The organism is Natrinema sp. CRL1, assembly GCF_059162405.1.
Genome location: NZ_JBLVOY010000004.1, coordinates 508,005 through 534,969, shown reverse-complemented (window position 1 = coordinate 534,969; position 26,965 = coordinate 508,005). Strand labels below are relative to the sequence as shown.

Annotated in this window: 19 protein-coding genes; 14 read left to right on the top strand and 5 right to left on the bottom strand. The window is 65.9% G+C overall.

The annotated features are described in order from the left end of the window. Positions 1 to 762: 762 nt before the first annotated feature. Both ACJYUO_RS16680 and ACJYUO_RS16675 read left to right on the top strand, forming a co-directional pair. Positions 763 to 1,140, top strand: a complete 378-nt coding sequence (locus ACJYUO_RS16680) for a winged helix-turn-helix domain-containing protein (protein ID WP_006431791.1) — start codon at positions 763 to 765, stop codon at positions 1,138 to 1,140. Further along, a complete protein-coding gene (locus ACJYUO_RS16675; RefSeq protein WP_494346465.1) occupies positions 1,137 to 1,433 on the top strand; it encodes a DUF7521 family protein in 297 nt (98 codons plus the stop codon). Before ACJYUO_RS16680 ends, ACJYUO_RS16675 begins: the two co-directional genes overlap by 4 nt. 245 nt (positions 1,434 to 1,678) lie before the next feature. Here ACJYUO_RS16675 and lpdA read toward each other — a convergent pair whose 3' ends face one another. The 5 genes from lpdA to lipA form a co-directional block, all read right to left on the bottom strand. Next, positions 1,679 to 3,148 carry a dihydrolipoyl dehydrogenase gene (gene lpdA / locus ACJYUO_RS16670; protein ID WP_494346464.1) on the bottom strand — a complete coding sequence of 490 codons (1,470 nt, stop codon included), beginning with the start codon at positions 3,146 to 3,148 and terminating at the stop codon, positions 1,679 to 1,681. A 71-nt stretch (positions 3,149 to 3,219) separates the two neighbouring features. Next, on the bottom strand, positions 3,220 to 4,899 hold the full coding sequence (locus ACJYUO_RS16665; RefSeq protein WP_494346463.1) for a dihydrolipoamide acetyltransferase family protein: 1,680 nt from the start codon (positions 4,897 to 4,899) through the stop codon (positions 3,220 to 3,222). A gap of 2 nt (positions 4,900 to 4,901) precedes the next feature. Further along, the gene (locus ACJYUO_RS16660) at positions 4,902 to 5,897 is read right to left on the bottom strand and encodes an alpha-ketoacid dehydrogenase subunit beta (RefSeq protein WP_494346462.1); all 996 of its coding nucleotides are present in this window, start codon (positions 5,895 to 5,897) and stop codon (positions 4,902 to 4,904) included. A gap of 4 nt (positions 5,898 to 5,901) precedes the next feature. After that, complete coding sequence (gene pdhA, locus ACJYUO_RS16655) at positions 5,902 to 7,008, bottom strand: pyruvate dehydrogenase (acetyl-transferring) E1 component subunit alpha (RefSeq protein WP_494346461.1); 1,107 nt, start codon at positions 7,006 to 7,008, stop codon at positions 5,902 to 5,904. Between the two features lie 219 nt (positions 7,009 to 7,227). Further along, positions 7,228 to 8,196, bottom strand: coding sequence for a lipoyl synthase (gene lipA, locus ACJYUO_RS16650; RefSeq protein ID WP_494346460.1), 969 nt, complete (start codon positions 8,194 to 8,196; stop codon positions 7,228 to 7,230). 168 nt (positions 8,197 to 8,364) lie between these two features. Between lipA and ACJYUO_RS16645 the strand changes: the two genes are divergently transcribed. From ACJYUO_RS16645 to ACJYUO_RS16590, 12 genes are all read left to right on the top strand, one after another. Beyond that, positions 8,365 to 8,880: a PH domain-containing protein gene (locus ACJYUO_RS16645; RefSeq protein ID WP_494346459.1), complete on the top strand. Its 516-nt coding sequence runs from the start codon at positions 8,365 to 8,367 to the stop codon at positions 8,878 to 8,880. 125 nt (positions 8,881 to 9,005) lie between these two features. Continuing rightward, complete coding sequence (locus ACJYUO_RS16640; RefSeq protein ID WP_494346458.1) at positions 9,006 to 9,596, top strand: DUF7978 family protein; 591 nt, start codon at positions 9,006 to 9,008, stop codon at positions 9,594 to 9,596. Between the two features lie 57 nt (positions 9,597 to 9,653). Next, complete coding sequence (locus tag ACJYUO_RS16635) at positions 9,654 to 12,029, top strand: DEAD/DEAH box helicase (protein WP_494346457.1); 2,376 nt, start codon at positions 9,654 to 9,656, stop codon at positions 12,027 to 12,029. A gap of 126 nt (positions 12,030 to 12,155) precedes the next feature. Then, a complete protein-coding gene (locus tag ACJYUO_RS16630; RefSeq protein ID WP_494346456.1) occupies positions 12,156 to 13,703 on the top strand; it encodes a hypothetical protein in 1,548 nt (515 codons plus the stop codon). Positions 13,704 to 13,941: 238 nt separating this feature from the next. Continuing rightward, positions 13,942 to 15,534 (top strand): cell division protein FtsZ, encoded by a 1,593-nt coding sequence (locus tag ACJYUO_RS16625; protein ID WP_494346455.1) that lies wholly within the window; start codon positions 13,942 to 13,944, stop codon positions 15,532 to 15,534. A gap of 240 nt (positions 15,535 to 15,774) precedes the next feature. Further along, on the top strand, positions 15,775 to 17,736 hold the full coding sequence (locus ACJYUO_RS16620) for a PH domain-containing protein (RefSeq protein WP_494346454.1): 1,962 nt from the start codon (positions 15,775 to 15,777) through the stop codon (positions 17,734 to 17,736). A gap of 285 nt (positions 17,737 to 18,021) precedes the next feature. Then, entirely contained in the window at positions 18,022 to 19,398 is a 1,377-nt protein-coding gene (locus ACJYUO_RS16615; protein WP_494346453.1) for an FtsZ/tubulin family protein, read from the top strand. After that, the gene (locus ACJYUO_RS16610; protein WP_494346452.1) at positions 19,395 to 19,658 is read left to right on the top strand and encodes a hypothetical protein; all 264 of its coding nucleotides are present in this window, start codon (positions 19,395 to 19,397) and stop codon (positions 19,656 to 19,658) included. Before ACJYUO_RS16615 ends, ACJYUO_RS16610 begins: the two co-directional genes overlap by 4 nt. Before the next feature lie 20 nt (positions 19,659 to 19,678). After that, entirely contained in the window at positions 19,679 to 20,677 is a 999-nt protein-coding gene (locus ACJYUO_RS16605; RefSeq protein WP_494346451.1) for a hypothetical protein, read from the top strand. Further along, the gene (locus ACJYUO_RS16600) at positions 20,674 to 22,764 is read left to right on the top strand and encodes a hypothetical protein (RefSeq protein ID WP_494346450.1); all 2,091 of its coding nucleotides are present in this window, start codon (positions 20,674 to 20,676) and stop codon (positions 22,762 to 22,764) included. The genes ACJYUO_RS16605 and ACJYUO_RS16600 overlap by 4 nt, the downstream gene beginning before the upstream one ends. A 3-nt stretch (positions 22,765 to 22,767) precedes the next feature. Further along, on the top strand, positions 22,768 to 23,994 hold the full coding sequence (locus tag ACJYUO_RS16595; protein WP_494346449.1) for an FtsZ/tubulin family protein: 1,227 nt from the start codon (positions 22,768 to 22,770) through the stop codon (positions 23,992 to 23,994). Between the two features lie 2 nt (positions 23,995 to 23,996). After that, positions 23,997 to 26,963 carry a hypothetical protein gene (locus tag ACJYUO_RS16590; RefSeq protein WP_494346448.1) on the top strand — a complete coding sequence of 989 codons (2,967 nt, stop codon included), beginning with the start codon at positions 23,997 to 23,999 and terminating at the stop codon, positions 26,961 to 26,963. Positions 26,964 to 26,965: the final 2 nt, after the last annotated feature.

The window sequence follows — 26,965 nt, the reverse complement described above, 5'->3', positions numbered from 1 at the left end:
ACCGCAGGGGTGGAATCCTCATCTCGTGCGGATGTATTCGTAGGCCGTCTGGGGTACATAACCCCTTCGGACCGGAACCATCCGGGATGACGGGACGAGTTGAACGTCCCGTCGATCACATCTTCTTCGTATTCACATCCGAATGCCCTCGTACATATAAGGGCGTCGGATCGCCGCCCCGCCGGAAACCGCATCCGGCGAAGGCGTGTGCGATCACAACTGAACGCCCACGCACATATAAGGGCTCCGGACTGTCGCAACCGGGAACACCGGTCGCGAATACAGCCACAGTGGAACCCTCGTGTACGGATAAGGCCGTCGGATCGAACCGACAGAGTATCCGAGGGTGGATGTAAGACATCCTCCGCGCCGGGTTGCGGCCGGAGGGAACATGACGGAGTGCGCCACGTCGTTCGCATTACAATCGAATGCCGGGTACACATATAAGGCCGTCGGACGAGACTAGTATCGGAACCCGCTACCATGGCACGGTTTTCCACGAGACAGTCGGATCGCTAACACTAATAAATGCATTCGCTCTTCGAGCGAGCCGACTCAGGACCGGAAAGGGTGTCACGCGGGCGGAGGTCGGCCGGTCATCCCGCCCTTGTAGGGAGTCGGACCGAATGATACCCGCGTAGGTCGCACTCGAGCGCGCACGCGCAAGAAGGTTTCCTCGTGTCCTCGTGTCGGCGGCGCAGGGAGAAGCGCTGAGAAACGCATCGATGCCGATAAACCACGTGCGTTGCAAGGGGGAGACGAATGGTCCGGGACCCGTTCGCTTCGGAATCGACGCCGGCCGCGGAGGAGATCTGCTCTGCGCTGGACGACCCCGACTGCCGTGAGATCATCCGAAACCTCGAGGAACCCATGACCGCATCGGAGCTATCGAAGCGGTGTGAGATTCCACAGTCGACGCTGTACCGGAAACTCGAGCTATTGACCGAGGCGACGCTGCTCGAGGAATCGACCGAGATTCGACAGGACGGACATCATGCGAGCAAGTACTCGGTCGCGTTCGACGAGATCACGCTCGGATTGGACGAGGATCGGTCGCTGACGGTCCAGATCGATCGGCCGGCGCGGACGGCGGACGAACGGCTCGCGGACCTGTGGTCGGAGGTGCGAAAGGAAACATGAATCCATTTCCCGCCGGCTCGGCCGAGATCATGCTCGCGCTGGCCGTCGTCAAGACGCTCGTGCTCGTGGTCGGGGGCATTATTACGTACTTCGCGTTCAAGGCGTATCGCCGGACCCGACAGCGGGCGTTGGGCTATCTCGCGGGCGGGTTCGGCCTCGTCACGCTCGGCTTTGTACTCGCCGGCATGTTGTACGAGCTACTCGGTGTCGAGTTCGTAACGGGGATCTTGCTCGAGAGCCTGCTCGTGTTGGCCGGGTTCGTGGTGATCGCGTACTCGCTGTACGTGCAGTGAAAGACAGACGCTGCTCTTTCGTGGCTGATCACAAGTGCGTCGGCTCCGGTGGTGATCGTCACGGTCGTCTCGCAGTTCGTCGCGCGGTCACGGCTCCCCGCGATCGTATTTTCGGGCCGCCGACAGTCGCGCTTGCTCTGTGCCCTGTAGTCCACTGCGCCAGAGAAGGCACCGGCCCTCGAGAGAGACGGAGTCGAACGGATCGGTGAAAAACGAGCCGTGGATACGGACTGCGGTGATCGCCGTCAGCGGTTCAGCGTGTGGATCGCGTGTCCGAGCGCATTTTCGGCGGCTTCCATCACCGCTTCTGAGAGCGTCGGGTGGGTGTGGACCGTCGACGCGACGTCCTCGAGGGTCGCGCCGAGTTCAATCGCGAGGGCGAGTTCGGCGATCAATTCCGAGGCTTCGGGACCGACGATCGAGGCCCCGAGGACGTAGCCGTCTTCGTCGTCGGTGACGATTTTGACGAATCCGTCGGCGTCACCGGTCGTGAGCGCGCGGCCGCTCGCGCGGAACGGGAACTGACCGGTCACGGGTTCGAAACCGGCTTCGGCGGCCTCGGATTCGGTCATACCCACGGTTCCGATTTCGGGATCGGTAAAGACGGCGGCCGGCATGGCTTGGTGGTCGAGGGCGGCGGGTTCGCCGGCGATTACTTCGGCGGCGACTTTCCCCTCCGCGCTGCCCTTGTGTGCGAGCATCGGTTCGCCGGCGACATCTCCCGCGGCGAAGATGTGATCGACGTTCGTGCGTGCGCGCGAATCGGTTTCGATGAACCCGCGGTCATTCGTCTCGAGACCGGCTTCCGCGAGGTCGAGGGTGTCAGAGACCGGCTGGCGGCCGACGGCTACGAGTACTTTTTCGGCGTCGAGTTCGAGGCGCTCGTTTTCGACGGCCTCGGCACTTCCTCCGTCGGCGGCGGCCTGCTCGGCCGGTTCGGCGACGACGCGGATGCCGTCTGCGCCGTCGCGGTCGTGCCACTCCGAGGCGGTGTAGCCGAACTCGAAGTCGATCCCGAGGTCGTTCGCGCGTTGCTTGACCGGACGTTTGAGGTCGTCGTCGTACCCCGGGAGGATCGAGTCGAGCATCTCGAGGACGGTCACGTCGGTCCCGAGCTTGGCGAAGACGCTCGCGAGTTCCATCCCGATGTAGCCGGCCCCGACAACGACCAGCGAGTCGGGGACGGACTCGAGTGCGAGGGCCTGTTTCGAGTCGAGGACCGGTTCGTCTCCGTACTCGAAGTTCGGAATCTCGATGGGCCGCGAGCCGGTCGCGATGACGGCGTGTTCGAACTCGAGGGTCTCGGAGCCCTGCCCCTCACCGCTGTGGGAGACGCGGACGGTGTTCTCGTCGGCGAAGCGGGCGGTTCCCTCGAGCAAGTTGACCTGATTGGCCTTGCAGAGCTTCTCGACGCCGCTCGTGAGTTGGTCGACGACGCCGTCTTTCCAGTCCATCATCCCGGCGAGGTCGATCGCGGGGTCGGCGTGGATGCCCATCTCCTCGGCGGTGGCGGCCTCGTGGGCGACGTCGGTCGCGGTAATCAGCGCTTTCGAGGGGATACAGCCGTAGTTCAGACAGGTCCCCCCGTAGGCGTCTCGCTCGACGAGCGTGACATCGAGGTCGAGTTGGCCGGCGCGGATCGCGGCCACGTAGCCGGCAGGGCCCGCGCCGATGACCAGGACATCGGTTCCGGTGGTGACGTCTCCGACAACCATCAGTTATCGTCCTCCGTCGCGTGTGTCGTGCGTGAAATATGTGCGTTCATGGTCGGTAACGGTGACTTCGATCACTCGAGCAATAGTAGGCTGGGGTTCTCGAGGTACTCCGTGACGGTGTTCGTAAACTGCGCGCCTACCGCGCCGTCGATCAGCCGGTGGTCGAACGACAGCGACAGGGTCAGCACCGAGCGGGGTTCGATCGATTCCTCGCCGGTCTCCTCGTCGACCACGACTCGGGGCTTGCGCTTGATCGCGCCGATCGCGAGGATGCCCGCCTCGGGGTAGTTGATGATCGGCGTCGCGTACTCGCCGCCGATCGCCCCGACGTTGGTGATCGTAAACGTCGAGCCGCGCAGTTCGTCGGGGCTGATCGTCCGATCGCGGGCCTTCTGGACGACCTCGTTCATCTCCGAGGAGAGTTGGAGCAGCCCCTTCCGGTCGGCGTCCTCGACGACCGGCACCATCAGGCCGACGTCGGTCGCGGTCGCGACCCCGATGTTGTAGTAGTCGCGGTAGACGATCTCGTCGGCTTCCTCGTCGATGACCGCGTTCATCTCGGGGTGTTCGTTTAGCGCCGCGACGACGGCCTTCATGATGAACGGCATGTAAGTCAGCCGGATCCCGCGCTCCTCGGCGCGAGGTTTGAGTCGCTCGCGTGCCTCGACGAGTTCGGTCACGTCGACCTCGTCGTGGTGGGTGACGTGGGGCGCGCTGTACGCGGACTCGACCATCGCCTCGGCGATGCGCTTTCGGACACCCCGAAATGGCTCGCGACGTTCGCGCTCGTCCTCGGCGAACTCGGTTCCCTTCGTTCCCACCTGCTCGCCGGCTTCGACCGCGTCCCGGTCCGCCTCCTGTGCTCGCCGCTGGGCCTCGGCGTACTCCTGTAGCGCTTCGGGGGTAACGAACGCCTCGCCGTCGCGCTCCTCGCTCGTCGGAACGGAATCGATGTCGATCCCTTCCTCGTCGGCGATCCGCCGAGTCGCCGGCGCGGCCAGCGTCGTCTCGCGATCGGCGGATTCGACCCCCGTCGGTGTCTCGGTTCGCTGAGTGCTCGAGGCCTCGGTCCCCGCCGTAGCAGCCGATTCCTCGCCGGCTCCAGCACCGGCACTCGCGCCGCTTGAGTCGCTTGTCTCCGTTCCAGCGCCGACCGTATCGGTTGTGGATTCGGATTCGGCGGTCGCCGATTGTGCCTTTGCCGCTCCGTCGCCGGTCCCGCCGCCGGTGGCGGCCTGCACGTCGGCCGCGGTGATCCGACCGCCCGGACCACTCCCGTCGAGACTCGAGAGGTCGATTCCCTGTTCGCGGACCAAGCGGCGCACGCGCGGGGGCGCAAAGACGCGATCGTCGGGCGGGGCAACCGCTTCGGTATCCGCCCCGGTCGCACCGGGGTCGCCGGCGACCTCACTGGATGTATCCTGCGGCTGGTCCGGTTCGTCGACGCCGGCGGGTTCGCTCGTCCGTTCTCGCTCCGATTCCGTCGCCGTCTCGGTCGCACCGTCGGTTTCGCCCGCCACATCGAAGGAAATGATCACCGTCCCGACGGGGACGACCTCGCCTGCCTCGACGTGTAACTCGCGGACGGTTCCGTCGACCGGCGCGGGGACCTCCACGAGCGCTTTGTCCGTCTCGACCTCCGCGACCGGTTGGTCCTCGGAGACCTCGTCGCCCGCCTCGACCAGCCACGAGACCAGTTCGCCCTCCGCGACTCCCTCGCCGACGTCCGGTAGCTCGAATTCTCTGACCATGATCAGAACTCCACGGCGTCTCGAATGCCGTCCTCGATGCGCGCCGGTTCGGGCAGGTAGTAGTCCTCGAGCGCGTACAGCGGGAACGGCGTGTCGAAACCCGTGATACGCTCCACCGGCGCTTCCTGATACAGTAGTGCTTCCTCCTGCAGGGTCGCGGTGATCTCGGCTCCCAACCCGCCAGTCTTGGGTGCCTCGTGGACGACTGCGGCGCGGCCGGTCTTCGTGAACGAATCGACGATGGTCTCCTCGTCTAACGGCGAGAGCGTTCGTAGGTCGACGACCTCGGCATCGATCCCCTCGTCTTCGAGGTTCTCGGCGGCCTCGAGCGTTGGTCGGGTCATCGCACCCCACGTGTAGACCGAGATATCGCTGCCCTCGCGGCGGACGGCCGCCTCGCCGATCGGCACCTCGTAAGATTCCGCGGGGACTTCTTCGCGGAACGCCCGATAGATCAGTTTTGGCTCGAGGAAGACCACCGGATCAGAACTCCGGATCGCGCTGGTCAGCAGCCCCTTCGTGTCGTAGGGAGTCGACGGAACGACAACCTTGAGCCCGGGCTGGTGGACGAACATCGCCTCGGTCGATTCGGAGTGGTGTTCGGGCGCGCGGATACCGCCGCCGTAGGGGGCGCGGATGACCAGCGGACACGTGTATCGGCCGCGCGAGCGCGTCCGCAGGCGCGCGGCATGAGAGACGATCTGGTCGAACGCGGGGTAGATGAAGCCCATGAACTGAATTTCGGGAACCGGCCGCATTCCGTAGGCGGCCATCCCGATCGCCGTGCCGACGATGCCCGACTCCGCGAGCGGCGTGTCGACGACCCGGTTCTCACCGAACTCGTCGTAGAGGCCTTCGGTCGCGCGGAAGACGCCGCCGTTCTTGCCGACATCTTCGCCCATGACGATGACGTCGTCGTCGCGGGCCATCTCGGTGTGCAATCCGTCCCGTACCGCCTGTACTAGCGTGAGGTTTGCTGCGTCTGATTCTACAGCCATGGTATCACTCCAAGAGCGCGTCGTCGCCGTGGTCCTCGCGGATCGATTCGAAGTACTCGAGTTGTTTTCGTAGTCGTCGGGGCATCCCCTCGTAGACGTGAGCGAAGATTTCCTCGGGGTCGGGTCGTTCGACCGACTCGGCCGACTCGATGGCGTCGGCTACGGTCTCCTCGATCCGCGCCTCGATCGTCTCGACTCGCTCCGCATCGAGGAGTCCGTTCGATCGCAAGTACGTCTCGAGGCGCGGGATCGGGTCCTTCTGCTTCCAGCGTTCGACCTCGTCGTCGGCCCGGTAGACGGATGGATCGTCCGCCGTCGTGTGGGCTCCAAACCGGTACTGAACGGCCTCGATGAGCGTCGGCCGCAGCTCGTCCTCGTCGGGGTCCTTGGCTTTCTCGAGGGCCTCCGTGGTGACCTTGTAGACCGCGAGCGGGTCCATGCCGTCGACCTGCACCCCCTCGAAGCCGTACGCGGTGGCCTTCTGGGCCAGCGTCGCGCTTGCGGTCTGGCGCTCTCGCGGGACCGAGATGGCCCACTGGTTGTTGTTACAGAAGAAGACGGTCGGCGTGTCGAAGACGCCGGCGAAGTTCAGCCCCTCGTGGAAGTCGCCTTCGGAGGTTGCGCCGTCGCCGAAGTAGCAGATGAAGGCCTTGTCTTCGTCGCGCAGTTTCGAGGCCCACGCCGCGCCGGTCGCGTGGGGAATCTGGGTCGCGATGGGGACCGCGACCGAGAAGATGTTGACGTCCTCGGGCATGTAGTTGCCGCGCTCGTGGCCCATCCAGTAGAGCAGGGTTCGCTCGAGGGAGAGCCCCCGGACCAGCCCGACGCCGTGTTCGCGGTAACTGGGGAAGACCCAGTCGTCTTCGGCTAACGCGTGGGCGCTGCCGACCTGTGCGCCCTCCTGTCCGGACAGCGGCGGATAGGTGCCCATCCGCCCCTGCCGCTGGAGGCTAACGGCCCGCTCGTCGAACCGGCGCACGAGCCGCATCTGCTCGTACATCTCGACGAGTTGGTCCTCGGTGAGGTCCGGTACCTCGGCACCCTCCCGGACCCGACCCGCCTCGTCGAGTATCTGTACTCGCTCGCGGGGATCGCGCTGTAACGTACTCACGGGGCAACCCACCTGTACATATCCTAACGAACTATCGCTCAGGATAAAGGAGTTTCCCAAAAGTAGGTTACTGTTCGGAGGATTTTTGCCGGACGGCTGGACGACTCCGAGACAGATCCCGACAACAGCGAACAGAAGTGCGCAAAGCCGACCGATTTCTGCCGGTTGTGGAACTGAAACGAGACTCTCGAGCGCGAGCGGCCGTCGGCGCGGGCGCTCTCAGGACTCGGTCTGCTGTGGCCGTGTCGGTCGCGCGTCGGCCCTCGCTTCCTCGACGCTTTTGCCCTCGCGCAAGACGGCGTCGACGAACAGTTCGCCGGCCTTGTACGACGAGCGCACCATCGGCCCGCTGGCACAATAGAGGAAGCCTAATTCCGCCTCGGCGATGCGTCGCCACGTCTCGTACTTGTGGGGATGGTCGTAGCGTTGGACCTCGAGGTGATCCCGCGAGGGCTGGAGATACTGCCCCAGCGTGACGATATCGACGCCGCGTTCGCGCAGGTCCGCGAGCGTCTGGTAGACTTCGTGGTCGTACTCGCCGTGGCCGAGCATGACCGAGGTTTTGGTGTAAATGTCGCTTTCCCGATCGACCTGCTCTAAGACCGACAGGCTCTGCTCGTAGCCGGCGCGGCGGTCTCGAACGGGGTACTGCAGTCGGTCGACGGTCTCGACGTTGTGGGCGATCACGTCGGGTTCGGCGTCGATGATCTTCCTGACGAGGCGCTCCTCGCCTTGGAAGTCGGGAATCAGCACCTCGACGAGGATGCCGGGGTGGCGGGCCTTGATCTCGCGGATCGTCTCGGCGAAGTGGCTCGCGCCCTGATCGGGGAGGTCGTCCCGGTCGACGCTGGTGAGGACGACGTAGTCCAGCCCGATTTCGGCGATTGCCTCGGCCACGTTTTCGGGTTCGTCGGGGTCGAGGGGCTCCATCCCGCCGGTCCGGACATCACAGAAGTTACAGCCTCGAGAGCAGCGATCGCCCATCAGCATGAACGTCGCCGTTCCGCCGCCCGATTCGCCGCCGTCGGAACCGCCCCTACCGGACCAGCACTCGCCCAGATTCGGGCAGTTGGCCTCCTCGCAGACGGTGTGCAGATCGTGTTCCCGCAGCGTCTCTCGAATGCCGGCGAACTCCCGTCCCGACGGCGGGCGACTCTTCAGCCAGTCGGGCTTGCGCGCGCGGCTCATATCACCACATGGGTCCGCGTAGTCAAAAACCGTGGTGGTCCCGCGATTCGTCTCGAGTCGAGCAACCGTCGGTATGGAGGGGCAACTCGACCGATGCTCGACAACGTCGCGGGTAACCGGTCCGTTCCCCCGATAGCTTTACGGACGGGTACGGAATAGGCGCGGCCGATGGCCTTCGGCTCGACACCCGACTGGTTTCATATCAGCGACGACGAGAGCATCGTCTGGGAGAGCCGCCCCCATCCGATCGCGATGGGGACCGAGCTCCCGGTCGGGATCGGGCTCGCGCTCGCGGGCATCCTGCTCGCCGGGTGGAGCGGGACTGACGGCGTCGGTCTCCTGACACTACTCGGCGTCCTCGTTACGGTGGCCGGCGTGAGTATCGCGCTCGCCCGGTATCTCATCTGGACGAACACGCGCTATGTCATCACCTCCACGGAACTCTACAAGAAACGGGGCGTGATCTCCAGGGACGTGACGCAGTTCCGCCTCGATCGGGTGCAAAACACCAGCCTGCGCCAATCTGGCGTCGGCCGCCTGCTGGGCTACGGCGATTTGACCGTCTACACCGCCGGCTCCGGCGAGCCGGAACTGGTCTTCGAGGGCGTCCCCCAACCCGAGCGGGCCAGCAGCCGGCTCAGCGACCGACTCGAGCGCGTCGCGGCCGACGAATCGGCCGTCTGAGGGTGGTCCGAGACGTGGCGATACCGCAGAATAGTCGACTGTATCGGGGCGGGTATGACACCGGAAGCCGATGAAAGGAGAAAACACAAAGCTCATTATATTACCCGAATTCTGCCAGTGACACAATGTCTTCACAGCTGGCAACCGCCGAAGAGAGCACGGTATCGCGCGGCTCGAGCATCGCGGCGAGTGCGGGACTCGGCGTCTTCGCGGCCGCGATCGGCTACCTCCTGACGTACCTGCTGGTCGGGAGTGACGTCCGCGAGACCTTCGGTGACGATGTCGCCCAGTGGAAGGGCGTCGCGTGGTACTTCTACGAGGCCCACATGGTCGACATTGAGGCCAGCGGGCAGGTCGGCTCGTTTGGCGGCACGGAAATCCTCGATCTCATCGCCGAATCGGGTGCCGACCTGCTCTACGTGATCCCACCATTCGTGTTGTTCGCAGTCGGCGCGTTCCTTGCCCTGCGATGGGGCGTGACCAATCTCGGCGACGCCGTCATCGCCGGTGCGCCGGTGACGATCGGCTACGCCGCGGTTATCAGTCTCGGAGCGATCGTCGCCGAATCAACCACGGAAGCGTCCGCCTTCGGTATCGAGGCCACCAGCTCGATCGCGCCAGTGCTCGTGCCCGCGATCGTCCTCGGCGGCGTGATGTATCCGCTCGTCTTCGCCACCGCCGGCGCAGCGATCGCCGCCGCCGTCAACACACGGTAGCACGGGCGGACGACTCGAGGGAAACGCCTTTGACCCGGCACTTCCCGTTTCCGTGTGATGGAGGTCGCCGAGGTTCTCCCCGAATTCGCGGACGCTTTTGCCTTCGAGGAGTTCAACCGGATGCAACGCGAGGCACTGCCCGCACTGCTCGAGTCCGAGGACAACGTGGTCGCGAGCGCGCCCACCGCCTCGGGGAAGACGGCGCTTGCGGAACTCGCGATCTGTAAGGCGCTCGCTGAGGGAGGCACCGCGCTCTTTATCGCCCCGATGCGAGCGCTGACGAACGAGAAAGAAGACGACTGGGACCGGTTCGAGGAACTGGATTACTCGGTCTACGTCGTTACCGGCGAGCGCGACCTGAACCCGCGGCGCGCGCGCCGGGCGGACATCCTCGTGATGACCCCGGAGAAGCTCGACTCGGCGACCCGCAAATACGACTCGCGACGGTACGACTTCGTCACGGACATCGACGTCTGCGTCATCGACGAGGTCCACCTGCTCGACGCCGACCGCCGAGGGTCGGTGCTCGAGGTGACGATCTCTCGGCTGCGCCGGCTCTGTGACCCCCGAGTCGTCGCGCTCTCGGCGACGATGCCGAACATCGGGGACGTGGCGGCGTGGCTCGACGCTCCCGAGGAGACGACCTTCGAGTTCGGGGAGGAGTACCGGCCCGTGGAACTCAACGCGGGGGTCAAGACGTACACCCACGGGGACAACTCCTTTGCGGACAAGTACCGCCGGCTCTACCGGGCGCTGGATCTGGCCGAACCCCACCTCCGCGAGGACGGCCAGTCGCTCGTCTTCGTCTCCTCCCGACAGGACACCGTGCAGGCGGCCAAGAAGGCCAGAGACGAGATCGCGGAACGAGACATTCCGATGGGCGCTCGCGGCGACTACGACTTCCACACCGAGTCGAAGGAACTCGACGACTCGACCCTCCGGAAGTCGGTGCTCGACGGCGTGGCCTTCCACCACGCCGGGCTCTCGAAGAACGACCGCGACCTCGTCGAAGAGTGGTTCAAGGAGGGCCACGTCGAACTCCTCTTTTCGACCTCGACGCTGGCGTGGGGGGTCAACCTGCCCGCCCGCTGCGTCGTGATTCGGGACACGAAACACCACGACCCGCTCGAGGGGGAAGTCGACATGAGCCCCCTCGACGTGCTCCAGATGCTCGGCCGCGCCGGCCGCCCGGGCTACGACGACGTGGGCTACGGCTGGGTCGTCTGCGATTCGGCGGAAGACGACAAGTACCGCCGGCTGCTCCGCGACGGCAAAGAGATCGAGTCCCGCCTCGCGGAGAGCCTCGAAACCCACCTCAACGCCGAGATCGCGATGGGGACGATCACCGATCTCGAGGACGTGATGGACTGGCTCGAGACGACCTTCTACTACGTGCGCGGCCAGTCCAAGCCCGACGAGTACGACTTTCCGAACCTCCGCCAGCGGGTCCGGGACTGTCTCGAGGGGCTGGTCGATCGCGGCTTCGTCGAGACCGGCGCGGACCTCTCGATCGAGGCGACGCCGCGGGGCGTCCTCACTTCGAAGTACTATCTCAGGCTCGACACCGCGGCCCGATTCGCGGCCCTGTGTGACCGCGTCGGTGGCGAAGACGACGGAAACGGCAGCGGCGACGAACTGACGACCGGCGCAATTCTCGAGGCGGTCGCGACCGCCGCGGAGTTCGACTCCGTTTCGTCGCGGCAGGACGAACGCGACGCGATCAGCGCGGTCCTGGTCGGCGAAGATACCGACGACCTCGAGGCGGGCGAGCGGAAGGTGCTCGCGATCCTCCGCAGTGCGGCCAGCGGGACGACTCCCTCCGAACTCCGGAGCGACGCGTGGGTCATCCGCCAGAACGCCACACGGCTCCTCTCGGCGCTGGGGGCCTTCCTCGATCGGTTCGTCGGCCCCCACGCGGCGAACCTCGCGCGACGGGTCGAGGCCCGCATCGAGAACGGCGTCGCCGAGGACGCGGTCGGGCTGACCGCCATCGACGGCGTCGGGTCGGGTCGGGCGAGCAAGCTCGCGAAAGAGGGGCTCTCGACCCCCGGCGACGTGGTCGACGCCGGCGTCGCGGGCCTCGTCGACGCCGGGCTCACGGAAGGCGTCGCCGAAGGCGTCTACGAGGGCGCACAGTCCCTGCCCGCGGTCGAGATCGAGTGGGGGCAGTTCCCCGAGACCGTCGCGACGGGCGAGAACGAGGTCTGTGAGGTTACGGTCCGAAACGTCGGCGAGCCCGCTCGAGCGGGCATCCGCGTGACCGTCAATACTGTGGAGATGACGAGCACGAACACCTACCTGCGCGACGACGAGACCCTGCCGGTCGGCGTCTTCGGTGCCGACGCGGACGAACTCGAGTTTACCGTCAGCGTCGCCTTCCCGGAGGAGCCGCTGGTCCCGATTACTGATACGCGGGTCGTTCGCGTCGAGTAACCGCCGGAGGCGTGGCGGCGATCACCCGACAGGCGTTCGGTGCCCCTTCGATACTCACCCGAGAGCCCTCAGCAAGTCGTTCGATAGCCGATACTTCTTTGCAGTTCTACCCGCGACAATCTCGACATGCAGACCGACTTTGGGGTGGGTGGAGCGACAGCCGCGGTGCGGTCGGGGGGTGGGGCCATCGAAACGTGGATCGGCGCGACGGGGTGGACCGGGCGATCCGGCGCAGTGTTGTCGCTGGCGGACGATCCGACCGCGCTCGCGCTTATTGCGGCGGTGCTTGCGGTCGTCAGTGCCGCAGTCGTCGTCCGTGTTCGGTCCAGAACGACGACCGACGGTTCCGAGGCCGCCGGCTGCTCGAGCGGCGGCCCGGCCGGGAGCGGCATCGAGACCGAGCACAGCCGTGAGACGGTCGCGGATCGGATCGGGGAGTCGACCCTCGAGCGACTCGAGCCGATCGTTCCCGACGCGGTCGACCGCGTTCACGAGGTCGCGTCCGATGACCGCAATGCGGACCCGGCGGCGATCGATCGCGCCGAACGCGACCTCCGCCGCGCGCTCGAGGATTCGCTCACCGACGGCCGATTCGACGCGGGTCTGACCGCACCGGACGGCGAGCGATACGAGATCGTGAACCTCCCGAGCCGGTACCGCGAACTCGCGGTGGCACCGTCGGGGGAGACGGTCCATATCGGGTCGACCGAAGCGGCCGTCCGCGACCGGCTCGAGGACGGCACACTGCGGGAGGCGGCCGCGGCCGCCGCGGCGGTTGACGACCACCGCGAGGAGATCCGCCAGTACGTTCGTCGCCGCGAGAGAGAGATCGTCGACCTGCGGGACGAAATCGAAGCGACGCTAGACGATGTCCATGAACTGATCGACCGACTCGAGGGCTCGCTGGCCGATCGCGTCGAGGATTTCGTGCTGTCGGGGCGACACGACGAGGTCGAGGGCGTCGCCGAGATCGAACGCGATGTCTCCGACGCGACGCGGTCGCTGCACCGCTGTTCGTTCGACGACGCGAAACGGGAACTTCGGGACGCCCGCGAGGCCGCCGACGAACTGCTCGTCACCGTCGACCTCCTTGGTGGGCTGGCCGGGACGATCGAACACGGCAGCGGTACAGTCCAATTGCCGACCGCCGTCTCGACGGCGCTTATGTCCGATCTCGTGCCGATCATCGAACGACAGTACGACGTGGACGCGTCGGTCGAGGGAGACACGGTCGTCATTGCCGAACGGAACGCGCGCGGCGGTGAGAGCGACGCGACAGGAGTCGCGGGCGAGACAGCGAGAGGCGGCGACGGGCCGTCGGCGCGAGAAGGGGCGCCGACCGGCGGATCGACGGCCTCGACGGGGGCCAGAGACCGCGTCACGACCGAGTCGGTCGCCGACGAGATCCTGTTTGTCCTCCGGGAACTCGACGGCGACACCGGCGGCGACACCGTTCAGTGTCAGACCGACGGGCTCCCGACGGGCGTCGCGCAACCGGCCGTACTCGAGGAACTGGCCGCGTTCTGCCGGCGACAGACGGATATCGTCGCCGCAGTCGATCTCCAAGAAGGGGCACCGCCAGGCTTTCTCGAGATCGAGTTCACCGATCGAACGACGCCGGCCGGCGGCCTCGAGACGCTACGGGAGCGGTTCGCGGAGCGCCACGGCGGCTGAGCCGGCCGATGTGAGACATACTGCGACGGACACCGGCCGCTGTAAGAGGGATCGTTATGCGCGCCACCGTCGGCGAGTGCTCGAGAACTTTCGTTATCGATGAAATATCACTGAATTTTCCACAGCGTCGGTCGGTAGATCGTGAACGCTATATCTGGCGGCATACGGCACGCGAACGTCGCCGGGACACACGTAATCCTTTAGATAGTTCCGACGTACGGGTAGGGTAGCACCGAGAATGACGAATCTCTGTAAAATCTGTATGGCGCGGGAGGGGGAGTGGGAGCGGGCGACCCTCGTCGAGCACATTCGGGTCGCACACGGCGACGAACCGGCCTCGGTCGAACAGGTGTATCCGGAGTTACGCGAGGAGGTCTTCGCCCCGGAGTCCGAGTCGGAACCGACCGAGCCCGGCCCCGATCCGGGGACGATGCCGACAGAGACGCCGAGCGAGGAGTTGCTCGATAGCTCGTACGGCAAGAAGTGGTTCCTTATCGGCGTCGGCGGCGCGGGGAACAACCTCCTCGACGCGATCCTGCTTCGCCGCGAGACGCTGTCGGAGAACAACGAGCGCCGCGCGCGGATCTGGGAGGGCGGCCTCGCCGGCTACGGGGCGCTGAACACGAACGTCAGCGAACTCGAGCAGACCTACTACGCACAGGAGGAAAACGACTACAGCCGCAACGACCTGCTGCCGAACTGTATCATCGGCTCGGGACGGCACGATTACGCGGGGGCCGGCTACCGGTGGGACATCGGCAAACAGCTCATGGAGGCCGATTTCGAAGGGGACGCCGACCCGTTCCGGGAGCGCTGGGACATGCGGACCGATCACATCAAAGACTCCCAAGCGGTGATGTTCGTCCACAGCGTGACGAAAGGCACCGGCTGCGGCGCGACGCCGGTGCTCGCCGAGAAGCTCAGATCGGAGGTCCTCGCAGACGAGACGATCGTCCCGAAACCGCTCTTTAGCAGCGTCGTCATTCCATCGGAGGGGACCGAGTACTCGGAGTTCGGCGGCCGCGCGAAGGTAAACGGCGTCGTCGGGCTCGCACGCACTTCGCGAGCGGTCGACGCGATCATCCCCTTCGACAACAACCGTCTCGAGAACGTCCAGGCGGACATCCGCCCGCGGATCGACCGCCTCGAGGAGTACAACCCGCCACAGTACACGGAGATCAATCGGCCGCTCGTGGCGTTTCTCGAGGCGTTTACGATGTCGTCGGTGCCGCAGTTTCTCGACCGGGACGCGACGATGTCGATCATGGGCGACGTGTTCGATCCGGCCGACAGCTTCCGGCCGGTCGAAGACAAATACCAGCTGAACCCCGACGTGTCGTTTACGCCGGCCGTGATCCTCGCGCCGGTACTCGGGCGCTCGCGGGCGAACTCGATCGACCGATCGAAGCTCGAGATTCTCGTCCGGAACGCGCTGTTCCAGAACAAGTTAGCCGAGTTCGACCCGACGACCGCGTGGGGCGGAACGTTCCTGGCGTACGGGCCGCCCGAAAAGATGGACGACGTCTCGGAGTTCGTCGCCGACGGCACGCTAACCGAGATCATTTCCGGCGAGGAGTTCCTCGACGCGGGCGACGTTTCGGGGATCGAAACCATCGACGTCCACGTCAAACAGCTCGTTACGCCCGATCTCGACGATGTCCACCTCTGGGGGACGCTGTGGAACCCGGAGATGCCGTCGCTGTCGGACATGTACGATCAGGCCCAGCGACTGAAACAGGAAGGCAGCACCGAACAGGCCGAGAACGTCCGCGAGGAGTGGGATGCGGTCGAGGCGCTGTTTTCCTCTCTCGGCCGGGAGAACATGGGGTAGTTCCGGAGCGACCGCACGGATCTCCGACCTCACCGGTACTCGCTCCCGGCCGCGGACATTCATCGTATGTATAATTATATGAAAGTATATGTGAACTATTACAGTCCTTTGCTCGACACGTGCCACCAATGGAGAACGACAGGTGTGGGAGACTATTTTCGGCGGTGATGGGTACCGCCCAGCGAGCGAACGGGATGGGGAACCGGGGGTTGAATCGAACGGCGGCACACGTGGCGATAGATGAGTGAGGACACCGGCCATCAGGCGAGTACCGCCGGAATCAACCCGCTCGATGGGGAGATCGTCCTCGAGAACGTCCATCCCTCGTGGATCAATTGGAAGTGGCGACTGTTCGGTTCGGTGCTGTTTCTCGTCGTCGGCCTCGGGGTCGACGGCGGCGGGAGGGGCGTGGTGATGGGGCTCGGGGTGTTGTTGTTCCTGAACGTGTATTTCGCACGGAAGCGGAGTCGGTACGTCGTTACGAATCAGCGGATCAAGGGGAAAACGGGCTTGGTCGGCTCCTCGACGTTCGAGACCCGACTGGGGAACATCAACGGAATTTCGACCAACTCCGGTATCATCGAGGGACTGTTCGGCAAGGGAACGGTCCAGGTTACCGACGCGGCCGGCGAGCGGTTGCCTATGAGCGGTATCGGTAACTACGAAGAACTCGCGCGGTCGCTTCGCGAGCAGCACCAACAGTCCATGCAGCCGGGACGCGGTAGCCACGGGGCAACTGCCCGGCCCGGCCCGGCGGCAGGCCAACAGCGCGGGGGGCAAAGAACACAACAGCAGGAGCAGCAAGCTCCCGGAAACGGGGGAACCGAACCCCAATCCGACGACCGATCGGCAACCGACCAGCCCGAGACGGATACCGTGGAAAAAGACCGCTGTCTCGAATGTGGAACCCGCGTCAACGCCGAGGTAAGCTTCTGTCCGGAGTGCGGCGCGGACGATCCGTTCACGCCGTCGAAAACCGACGAGACGGCGGCTTCGACCCGCAGCGAATCCGCGGCCGATCCGGAACCGGAACCCGAACTGCGAGACCATCCAGTCACGACGATCGCCGACTCGATCGCAAACCGACACCGCCCGGACTCGAGCGCGGCGGCCGAACTCTGTCAGGCGTTAGCGGACGACGACGCCGACGAACGACGGCTCGAGGATGCACTCGAGGCCGCCGTCGAAACCCTCGAGACGACCGCAGCGGTGACCGATGCCGTCGAGGGAGTCGACGACCCGTCCGAACGACGCCAACTCGAGTCCGCACAGCGAGCCCTCGCCAGTGAGCGCGGGCGGCTTCCCGACGCGCTCGAGCCGATCGTCGATCGGACGCTCGCGGTCGGCGACGAACGCGACGCTTGCGAGCGCGACCGCGATCAGATACAGAAGGCGGCCGACGCAGCCTGTCAAGCGGCGAGCCAGAACGCGGACGTTCGATTGCGGGGCGACGACGTCGCCGACCGGACGACACAGCTCGCCGAGATAATCGAACGCGGCGAACTGGGCGACGACACGCCCGAGTCGACCGTGCCGTCGGTCGCCAGTGACCTCGAGCGCTCGGCCCGTCCGCAGTCGCCACAGTCCCGGGAGTTGCTCGAGACGCTGGGCGAACCGGCGTCGGACGACACCGCGTCGGTCCTGCAGTCGACGGTCGACTCGCTCGATGCGTACGCGGACTTGCAAGCCTCCGTCGCGGACATCGGCGAGCGCGACGTTCGGCGGCGACTCGACGCCCTCGACGAGGAACTCCAGCAGGCGGACGGCGACGTCTACCGGCACCTCGCGGACAGAGTTCGGGAACTCGAGGCGATGCTCGAGCGAGATGGCGTGACCGACGTGCAACTGTACGCGATCTATCAGGAGTGTACGTTCTACGATCGGACGCTGCTGCCGCGGTTGTCGCGGTCGCTCGACGGGGACAGTGTGGCCGACACGGGACAGTTAATCGCTGATCTCGAGGCACGGATCGACGAGATCGAGCGCGAGTACATCGACGTGCGGGCCGATCACAATCACACGATTCCGCGTCACTTCCTCTCGCTGGCCGACGACCTCCGGGCCGAGGCCCAGCGCATCGACGGGGAGAGCCCGATGCGGGCGGTCGGTCTCTGTTTGGCGGCCGACGAGGTGCTCGGCCACGTCGAGGCGCTCTACGAACGAAACGAGTACAGCGTCATGCTCCGGCGGCTCCGCGGCTAGACGCGTTTCGGATCGCGACTGCCCGTCGCTGACCCGAATCGCACGCGAGAGCTAATTGGTCTTCTATCCGACACAGCCTAACAATATATTCTATCAATATCGTGTGAAATATCGCGCTTTCCTAGGATCGACTCGAAATGGTTACTATCGGCCATTCCATCCGGAAACACGGTCGTCCGCGGGGCCAGTAGCTTTATTGTATGATGCTCGAGTGGTCTGATTGACAAGACATGTACGATCCGTTAACTACATTTAGAGCTGAACGAAACGGTTTTCGATAGTTAGATGACGTACCTGTTCGTTGGGGCCGGACAAGCGGGGGGTGCTATCGTTGACTCGGTGTTCGATTACACCGACGATTCGCTGCTGGGGTTGTTCGATTCGGCCGACATTTCGACGCTGGGTCGGCCGCTGGTGTTCAACTCGACGATGCGGGACCTCCAGAACCTCTCGAACGTGCCGCCCGAAGATCAGTACGGAGTCGCAGAGCAACACGGGCTCGTCCAGGGGACCGAGCCCGGATTCGAGGAGATGGTGACCGGCGGGTTCGGTCGAAACCCGGTCGACGCCGACGAGGTGATGGCCGAGCACGCGCCGCAGATCCAGACGATCCTCGGCGAGAAATTCGACCCCTCGTTCGCGAACGACGCCGACGGTGCGGCGTTCGACGACGCGCCCGAAGACGAGGACGGTGACCCGGTCGACGGCGACTCGCTCGAGGACGACGAGCCGGCCGAGACCGGACCCGAGCCGGCGGTCGAGCCGACGGGATCGGGCGTGCAGTTTGCGTTCCTGTTCCTCGGACTCGGGGGCGGAACCGGCTGCGGGATCGGCCCGCACCTCGCCCGCGAGATCAAGGCGTTTACCGACGGTCGGACCAAGGTGGTCGCGGTTGCGGTGCTGCCGAACACGCAGAACGCGGACGCGGTCGGTGAGTCCGACGACGACGACGACGCTAGTGCCGGCCGACAGGCGTGGAACGCCCGGTACGGCCTCGATCGCCTCGAGGAGGAAGTAGATGGGATCGTGCTGGTCGACAACCAGCGGATCTCGTATCTCGACTCGGCCGGCGGCGAGTTCGGCGAGTACAACGAGTACGTCGCCGCGTCGATCTACGATCTCGTCGCCGGACCGGTGTTGAGCGGGATCGACCCGAGCGCGGTCGACGGCATCGACACGCCGGATATCGACGTTCGGGACATCGTTACCTCGCTGTCGTTCGGCGTCGCCGGCGAGGAGTCGGAGCCGGGCTACGCCGCGATCGGTCGCTCGGTGACGATGACCCAGTCGCTGTCGGGCTATCTCCTGCCGTTCGTCGGCAAACGCGACATCGACAGCGCGGCGCTCTCGCGGCTGTCGGCGGCAAAGCAGACGCTCGCGAAGGCCGACGTCGAAGACGCCCAGAAGGCGATTTCGCTGATCAGGGCACCGAAGTCGAACCTCGGATCCGGCGGCCACAGCGTCGAGATCGGGACGGTCAAGCGATACCTCGAGGGGAGCAGTAACCTGAGCGAGGTCAACCTCGGCGTCGCGATGAGCGATCGGAACCTCGCGTCGGTGACGACGCTGCTGACCTACCGCCGCGAGGACCTCGACCGGCTCGCGGATATCGAAGCGGCCGCCGAGGCCTACGAAGCGGAAACGGAGGAGTTGCTTACATGACGCCGCGGCGGGTCACGCTGTGCGTGCTCGTCCTCGTCGTCGTCCTCTGTGGATTCACGGCGACGGTCGCGGCGGACGAATCCGCCGTGGAAACGGCCATCGAGGAGACGAACGGAGCCGATACCGCGACATCGCTCGCGGAGCAAACGCTACCGCTTGCGGCCGGCGGTGCGCTGCTCGGGCTCGGCCTCGGGGCCGCGGTCGCGAGCGGGATCACGTACTGGTACAAGAACCGGGAAATCGGGGGGCGGCTGCAATGACGCCGACTCGAGTGCGACGAATGCTGCTTTTCGCGGTCGTTGCGTGTGCGATACTCGCCGTCGGAACGGGAACTGCCGGCGCGACCGCGACCGACGTCGACTGTCCCGGAACCGAATCGACCGTCGTCGGCGACATCGACGGCGAGTGGACCGATGGCGACGAACAGTTGTACGAGGGCTCGACGTTCGACGTCGCCTACTGTAACGACGGCTCGAAATACGAGGGCGACTGGCTGACCGACGACGGGGCCGACGGCTTCGAAATCCGCGACGAGCCGGGTTCGACGACCGAGGGCGTCTACACCGTCGCGATCACCGGCGAGGCCGGAACGACGGTCGAGTTCGACGACTACGTCACGCTCAACGATGTGGACTCCGGGCTCACCGTGACCGTTCCGGGCGAACCAACTGGCGAGGCGGCCCTCGCCGACCTCGAGGACGAGCGCGCTGCGGAGTATCTCGAGGCGCGGCGCTCGCTCGCGAACGCGACGGCGGCGCTGAACGAGACGACTACGGCACTCGAGGAGGGCGACGCGGATTTCGCGGCTGCCGAAGCGGATTTAGATGAACTCAATGATACTTACGGGAACATGAACGGTCGAGCGGACGCGCTGAATAGCTACCTGCTGGCGGAGGCGGAAGCCGGAAACGAAAGCGGTGCGGTCGGCGCGCTCGCGGCGGTACAGGCGGATGCAAGCGAACAACGCGAGGAGACGGACAAGGCGATCAAGCAGTACCAAACCGCCGTCGAAACGGAACGAAGTAAGGCCCAATCGACGGTCCGAATGACGACGCTGGGATCGCTCGCCGCCGGTCTCGTCGTCGGGGTGGCGGCGGGGGCGGCGGTCCCGCTGGTCGCGGCGCGGCGCGTCGAGGAGACGATGAAGCTGAGCCGAAACGTATCCTACGACCGGAAGACGGCACTGGTGCCGATTCTGGTCGGACTCGTCCTGGCCGTTGCCGGCGGTGCGTTGCTCGTCACCCTCGGCGGGACCGATCTACTGGAGGTGATCCGATGAAATCGAACGCAAAGAGCGCGCTCGGGATCGGTGGGCTGGTCGTGCTGGCGGCTGCGATCGGTGCGGGCGTCTTCGTCTTGAACGGGTCCGAAATCGCGGTCTGGTTCGTCATCGGCGGCATCCCGCTGATCATCGTCGGCGGGATCGCGCTGTACGTCCGCGGCGTCGTCTCCCGCAGCGGCACGAGCGAACAGCAGTACGTCGAAAAACGGGCGCGGGCCGTCGCACAGGACTTTCAGAAAACGGTCCGGGAGCGAAACGACCTCCACACCGCCTACCCCGGGTGGGAGTTCACCGCGGACGCACAGTTCGAATCGATCGCGGGCGATCTCCGGGCGGAGGGCGTCGCGTTCGACCTCGAGTCGGGCGCGTTCGACCTGACGAAATCCGTCAAGAACGCGGACGTACAGTCTTTCGAGGGGATCGCGGCCGAGATCGACCGCGTCGAAGAGGACGTCGAGACGGAGTTCCGGTCGTTCGCGATCGCCGAACTGTCCCGGATCGACGGGGCCCTCGACCGGCTCGAGGAGGTCGACCTCGTCACCCGCGACGCGGCGATCGAGGAGCCAGACCCAGACGCGGCCGTGCCGGCCTGTCGCGATTCGGTCGACGCCGCCAGAGCGACCGCGACAGAGACGATCGAGACGGCGATCGAAACCGTCCGCGAGATGGGGCGGGGCGACCAGCGACCGGCCGACAGTGATGCGATCGAACGGGATCTGGAGGCGGCCGCCGACGCCGTCGACCGCAACGAGTTCGGCGGGGCCGTCGAGTCGGTTCTCGAGGCGCGAGACCGGCTTCGCGATCAGTTCTCCGGCTCGTTCGACGCCGAGCGGGACGCGGTGTTGACGCTGGTCGATGCCGTCGAGGACGCCGGCGTGGCCACACACGTCGACGCCGAGTACATCGACGCGATCGACGAGGTCGAATCCGCCGTCACCGGCATGGACTCGGCGCTCGATCTGTCGGAGGTCAGCCGGCGTCGCGCCGACCTCCGCCGGACCTGCGTCGACGTGGTCGCGGCGCTCGAGCGCACCCTCGCCGAGGAGGTCGAGCCGCTCCGCGACGCGGACCTGCCGCCGGGCTACTACGCGGAGCCGGCGATCGCCGGCGAGACGTTCGTCGACGAACTCGAGGGGATCGACGACTTCGAGCGGTTCACCGAGCGGTGGCGGGAGGTCGCGGAGTCTCTCGCCGACGCCGTCGGCACCGCGAGCACAAAGGCCGCCGTCGTGGGGGCCTACGACGACGTCGCCGAGACCATCGAAGCCGAACTCGAGTCGTCGGGCGAGGTCACCGACGACGACCTGCCGGTGCGAAACGCCGACGAGTTCCTCGGCCTCTACTACCGGCGCAACGAGGCGGTCGAACTCGATCCCGAGGTCCCGGTGCTCCGACCGGGCGATGTCGAAACCCACGATCTCGGCGTCGACATCGCCTACGAGCGAGGCGGCACGAAGCGGACGGCGACGCTGTCGCTGTCGGGGTCGGGGTACGACGAGACAGCGACCGTCGAGACGCGAGTCGCCGGAACGACGACGTTCGCGGACGTGCCGGCCGGCAGCTACGCGCTCGAAGCCGAGCCCGGCGACGACGCGTTCGCGCCGATCGAACGGGAGGTTCGGGTCGACGGCGAGACGACGATCGAGGTCGAATTTACCGAACAGAGCCTCCGCGAGCGGGTCTGTTCCGACGCCGACGCGGACATGAGCGAGCACCTGTCGGAGCTCCGTCCGCGCCTCGAGGAGCTGTTCGCGGACGAGGGACACGTGTCGACGGCGATGGAGCTGCCGGTGCGGTCCGCACACGCCCCCTGCCTGCTCGCCGTTTGGGCCGAGACGGACGGCTACGACGCGACGGAGACCGGCGACGGCGATATCGTCGTCTTCGAGCGCGATCAGCTCGAGCGTGAACTGACCAACGTAGTCAGGTACAACCTCGAGCCGGGCGAGCGGCTCTCTTTCGGGGACCTCGAGCGGAACTTCCTGACGGCACCGGTCCCGCGATCGGTCATTCGGGACGTGATCGCGGACCTGAGCGAGGAGCACAGCGTGACGACCAGCGGCGACGCGATCGAACTGAAGTAATCAATGGGACAGACAGACACGTTTACGAGATGGAGCGTCATCGCCTCGGGAGAGGGTGGCGGACGCATCGCATCGCAGTTTTTCGACCGCACCGAGAACCCGGGCATCGACGACCGGATTCTGGTGATGAACACGAACAGAGCGGACCTGCGAAACACGATCGACCGGCTCCGATCGAAACTGGGGGCCAGCGAAGAGGAGGACGTGATCGAATCCCACGCCCTCGAGTTTGGGTCCCAGCAGGGGGCGGGAAACTTTTTCCCGAACGGCGAGGCCTGTGCGCGAGAGGATCTCGATCGGATCGTCAACCGGATCACGGAGTTCGGGACGACCGACGCGTTCATGCACGTCGCGACGCTCGGCGGGGGGACCGGTAACGGCTCGATCCCCTACGTCGTCGACCAGTTCAAAGACGGGCTGCGCGACCTGAACGACGACAACGCCTCCGAAGAGTGGATGGACAGCGTGATCCACGCCGCTGTCGGCGTCTGGCCCTACTACTACGAGCAGCCCCAGCGACACTTCAACGCGATCTGCGGGCTCTCGCGGCTACTGCGGACCGACGACGACGAGCAAAACGCCGACATGGTGTTGCTCGCGTCGAACTCCCACCTCGACGACGACGAGACCGCCGCCGGCGACCAGTACGATTCGATCAACGACGCGATCATCACCGCCGTCGACCTGATGATCGGGGCCGGCCGGGAGACTCACAGCGTCATCGACATCAAAGACTACGTGACGATTCCGTCCCAGATGGACGCCTATCACTTCACGCCCGCCGTCGCGACGGACCTCAACGGCTCCGTCTACGAACTCGAGTACATGCTCGATCAGGCGGCCGAGGGGGCGTTCGTGCCGATGGACGTGGAGACGACGACGGCCGCCTACGCCATCGTTCGCGCGCCCGAGCAGATGATTGACGACGGGGAGATCACCGAACCGGACGTCTACGAGGCGTTCCGCGAGTGGACCGGAAAGAACAACATCAACGTCGCCGGGCAGGCGAGTCTCACGCCGAAACGCGGGCGCGGCAGCGACGTGGACGTGCTCCTGTTGCTCGGCGGCTTCGACCTGAACCCGCTGCTCGATCACTCGTGGGACGACTTCGAGATGCTCGGCGACAGCCTCGCCGGCCAGTCCCGCGGCGGCGGCTCCGATCTGACGACCGCCCAACTCGACCGAATCGTCGATAACCTCGAGAGCTACGTCGAACGGAACGCGGAGTGAGCATGACGGGACTGACACTCGATCCCGACGCTCGTTCGACCGCCACCCGCGCGCTCGTCGCCTTCGTCCTCGCGCTCGCAGTCATCGGTGCGACGGTCGCGCCGGCGACGGCGATGGCGGCATCGACGGCCCAAGACGGAGACGGGGAGATCGGTCTCGAGCGGAGCGGCGACTACCTCGAGGTCTCCCTCTCTGGGTTCGGTGACGACCAGCCTGACGAGGTGACCCTCGAGGTCACCGTGGGCAACGAGACCGACTCGACGACCGGGAACAGCAGCGACGGCTTGGCCGAGGTACCGATCGCCGAACTGGCCGACGATATCGGCCACGAGTCGCTGCGCGAGGCAGAGGTGACGGTCACGGCCGGCGACCGGACGGCGAACGAGACCCTCGACCTGCGCACGATCGAATTCGCGACCGACGGCGTTCCGGTTCGGATCGACGACGGCGACGAGCCACAGGTCGTGCTCCCGCTCGAGCAGCGCAACACGGTCGGGATCACGGAAAGCGACGCGGTCACGGTCTCCGCCAGCGGCGACGAGACCGAGGCCGATATCCGAGCGAACGGCACGCAACTCGCGATCGACCAATCGTGGCTCGTCAGCGCGGTCGAGCCTGGCGACGAGATCGACCTCGAGGCGTCCGTCGGCGACTGGCAACCGACGGAGCGAACCCTCGAGGCGGAACTGCGAGATATCGACGACGACCTCGTGCTCTGGCATCCGCTGGTCGAGACCGGTAGTCAGTACGACCTCGCGGCCGAGGACGGCGACGGAAACCGATATGTGAACAACAGCGTCGCTCCCGCTCGCCCCGGCGAGATCGACCTGCCGTCGCTCTCGAGCGCGACCGACGTGAGCGTCAGCCTGTCGACCGCGGACGGAAGCGATGCACTCCTCGAGGACGAATCCCTCTCGCTTGCGGCACCGGCTCCGCTCTCCGCAACGGTCGTCGACGACGGCTCGACGATAACGTTCGAGCAGAACGTCGACGGACTCGCGGTCACGGCCGTCGTCGTCAACGCGAGCGATGGGTCCCTCGAGCGGTTCGCGCTCGAGAACGAGACGGCGATCGCGAACGGTGCACTCGACCTCGAGGGGACGACGGTGACGGCAGAGGACGAACTCCTGCTGGCGACCGACGCGGGGCTCGCGAGCGTGACGCTCAGCGCCGCCGAATCCGGATCGGGAGGCGATTCCGCGGGCGCAAGCGGGCTGCTCCCGCTACTGATCGATATCGGCAAGCTACTCACGCCGCTGATCGTTCCGGGTCTCGTCGGGCTCGCCGTCGGGTACGGTGCCTACCGGTTCCGCGACGAATGGAGCCGAGAACGGCTCGGTATCAGTAGCCTCATCGCCGCCGGACCGGCGCTGACGATCGCGATCATACTCGTTGTCGTCTTCACCGGGGAGCTGACGTCCCCGGCGTTGTCGTCCTTCGATAAGAGCATCGGTTTGATACCCGTCGAAATCGCGCCGTGGCCGCACGTTATCTCCGGGTTCGGCGTCCTCTTCGGCGCGGCGCTGGCACCGGGGACCTACTACGTCCTCGGCGTTCCGGCCGGTGCCGACCGCCCGACCGGATTCACCGTCGACGTCTCCGTGACCGACGGGGATCGGTCGCTGAGCGGCCGAACGGAGATCTATTATCGGCGGGCAAACGTCGACGATCCGGAGACCGAGAGCACGATGATCTCGAGCGGCGAGGGACGGGTCACGGTGCCGGATCGCGGCCCGTGGGAGGTCGTCGCGAAACACGACTCACACAGCTCCGACGTGGCCGAAGTGAGCAAGCGGAGTTCGAGCGCCGCGCTCACGGTTTCGTTCCCGGCGACGGTCACGCTCGTCGACCGCGACGACGGCGAGCCGATCCCCGGCGCGACGATCACGCGCGACGACGACGGGGCCACCGACACGACGAACGCGTCCGGCCGCGTCTCGCTCGAGCCCGGCGACGACGGCTCGAGCGTCGAGGTGGAGATCACTCACGAGAAGTACGAGAACCGGACGGAGACGGTCTCGTTCACCCAGAATGGGGACCGAACGGTCAAACTCGCGCCCCGGACCGGGCGCGTGCGGCTGGTCTCCCGCGTCGACGGCGTTCAAACACCATCGATGGCACTTCAACTGAGTCCGCGGGAGAAGGTGCTCGACGATCGGTACGGGACGGTCAACATGACGACCGACCGTGAGGGGGTCGCCACCCGCGACGGGCTCCTGATCGGACAGTACCGGGCCGCGATCGGCGCACCGGCCGGTCGGGAAAAACTGTTCGACGGCGGGAAAACCGTCCTGACGGTGCGCGAAGACCGGTCGACGAAAGTCGAGGTCGACGCCCGCTTTACGTGGTCGCTGTCCTCGAGTCACCGGGATCGGATCGATCAGCTCCGACGCGAGGTCCGGTCGCTGTCCGACCACAGCGGGCGGGACACGACCATCCCGCGGTACTACGGCTCGGTCGTGACGGCGATCCTCGAGACGGTCGAATCTCTCCCCGACGCGGGCCATCACTTCGCCCACAGCGAGGCGAAACCCGACGCCGTCGCGGACGCGCTGCTCACCGCCGCCGAGGCGGCGATCGACGCGATCAACGACGCGATGACGACCAAGCGAAACGTCGACCTCTTTGCCGCCTGCGCGGACATGCCCGATCCCGGCGTCGGCTGGGACGGCGACTGCGACCTCGAGACGGTCCTCGAGTGGCTCGAGTCCGACGCGATGACCCGACGAAATACGCTCAAGGACCGGTACGAGAACGTCACGGCACAGGTCGAGACCGAGCGCGAATCGGTCTCGGAGGCCGCGCCCGCCGAGGAGATGCTGCGCCGCGCCTGGGAACTGGGCAGCGACGCCGGTCGCGGTGACGAGGCGATCGTCACCATCTACACCGCCCTGCTGTTGCTCGACGCGGTCGAGGCCGTGTTCGAGCGCGATCCCCTCCGCGATAGACTCTCACGGACGGTGTTCTAAGC

Coding starts and splice junctions, on each gene's coding strand:
- ACJYUO_RS16590 (WP_494346448.1), top strand. CDS start 23,997: ATGACGGGACTGACACTCGATCCCGACGCTCGTTCGACCGCCACCCGC.
- ACJYUO_RS16605 (WP_494346451.1), top strand. CDS start 19,679: ATGCTGCTTTTCGCGGTCGTTGCGTGTGCGATACTCGCCGTCGGAACG.
- ACJYUO_RS16680 (WP_006431791.1), top strand. CDS start 763: ATGGTCCGGGACCCGTTCGCTTCGGAATCGACGCCGGCCGCGGAGGAG.
- ACJYUO_RS16660 (WP_494346462.1), bottom strand. CDS start 5,897: ATGGCTGTAGAATCAGACGCAGCAAACCTCACGCTAGTACAGGCGGTA.
- lipA (WP_494346460.1), bottom strand. CDS start 8,196: ATGAGCCGCGCGCGCAAGCCCGACTGGCTGAAGAGTCGCCCGCCGTCG.
- ACJYUO_RS16640 (WP_494346458.1), top strand. CDS start 9,006: ATGTCTTCACAGCTGGCAACCGCCGAAGAGAGCACGGTATCGCGCGGC.
- lpdA (WP_494346464.1), bottom strand. CDS start 3,148: ATGGTTGTCGGAGACGTCACCACCGGAACCGATGTCCTGGTCATCGGC.
- ACJYUO_RS16675 (WP_494346465.1), top strand. CDS start 1,137: ATGAATCCATTTCCCGCCGGCTCGGCCGAGATCATGCTCGCGCTGGCC.
- ACJYUO_RS16635 (WP_494346457.1), top strand. CDS start 9,654: ATGGAGGTCGCCGAGGTTCTCCCCGAATTCGCGGACGCTTTTGCCTTC.
- ACJYUO_RS16620 (WP_494346454.1), top strand. CDS start 15,775: ATGAGTGAGGACACCGGCCATCAGGCGAGTACCGCCGGAATCAACCCG.
- ACJYUO_RS16645 (WP_494346459.1), top strand. CDS start 8,365: ATGGCCTTCGGCTCGACACCCGACTGGTTTCATATCAGCGACGACGAG.
- ACJYUO_RS16600 (WP_494346450.1), top strand. CDS start 20,674: ATGAAATCGAACGCAAAGAGCGCGCTCGGGATCGGTGGGCTGGTCGTG.
- ACJYUO_RS16625 (WP_494346455.1), top strand. CDS start 13,942: ATGACGAATCTCTGTAAAATCTGTATGGCGCGGGAGGGGGAGTGGGAG.
- ACJYUO_RS16595 (WP_494346449.1), top strand. CDS start 22,768: ATGGGACAGACAGACACGTTTACGAGATGGAGCGTCATCGCCTCGGGA.
- ACJYUO_RS16610 (WP_494346452.1), top strand. CDS start 19,395: ATGACGCCGCGGCGGGTCACGCTGTGCGTGCTCGTCCTCGTCGTCGTC.
- ACJYUO_RS16630 (WP_494346456.1), top strand. CDS start 12,156: ATGCAGACCGACTTTGGGGTGGGTGGAGCGACAGCCGCGGTGCGGTCG.
- ACJYUO_RS16615 (WP_494346453.1), top strand. CDS start 18,022: ATGACGTACCTGTTCGTTGGGGCCGGACAAGCGGGGGGTGCTATCGTT.
- ACJYUO_RS16665 (WP_494346463.1), bottom strand. CDS start 4,899: ATGGTCAGAGAATTCGAGCTACCGGACGTCGGCGAGGGAGTCGCGGAG.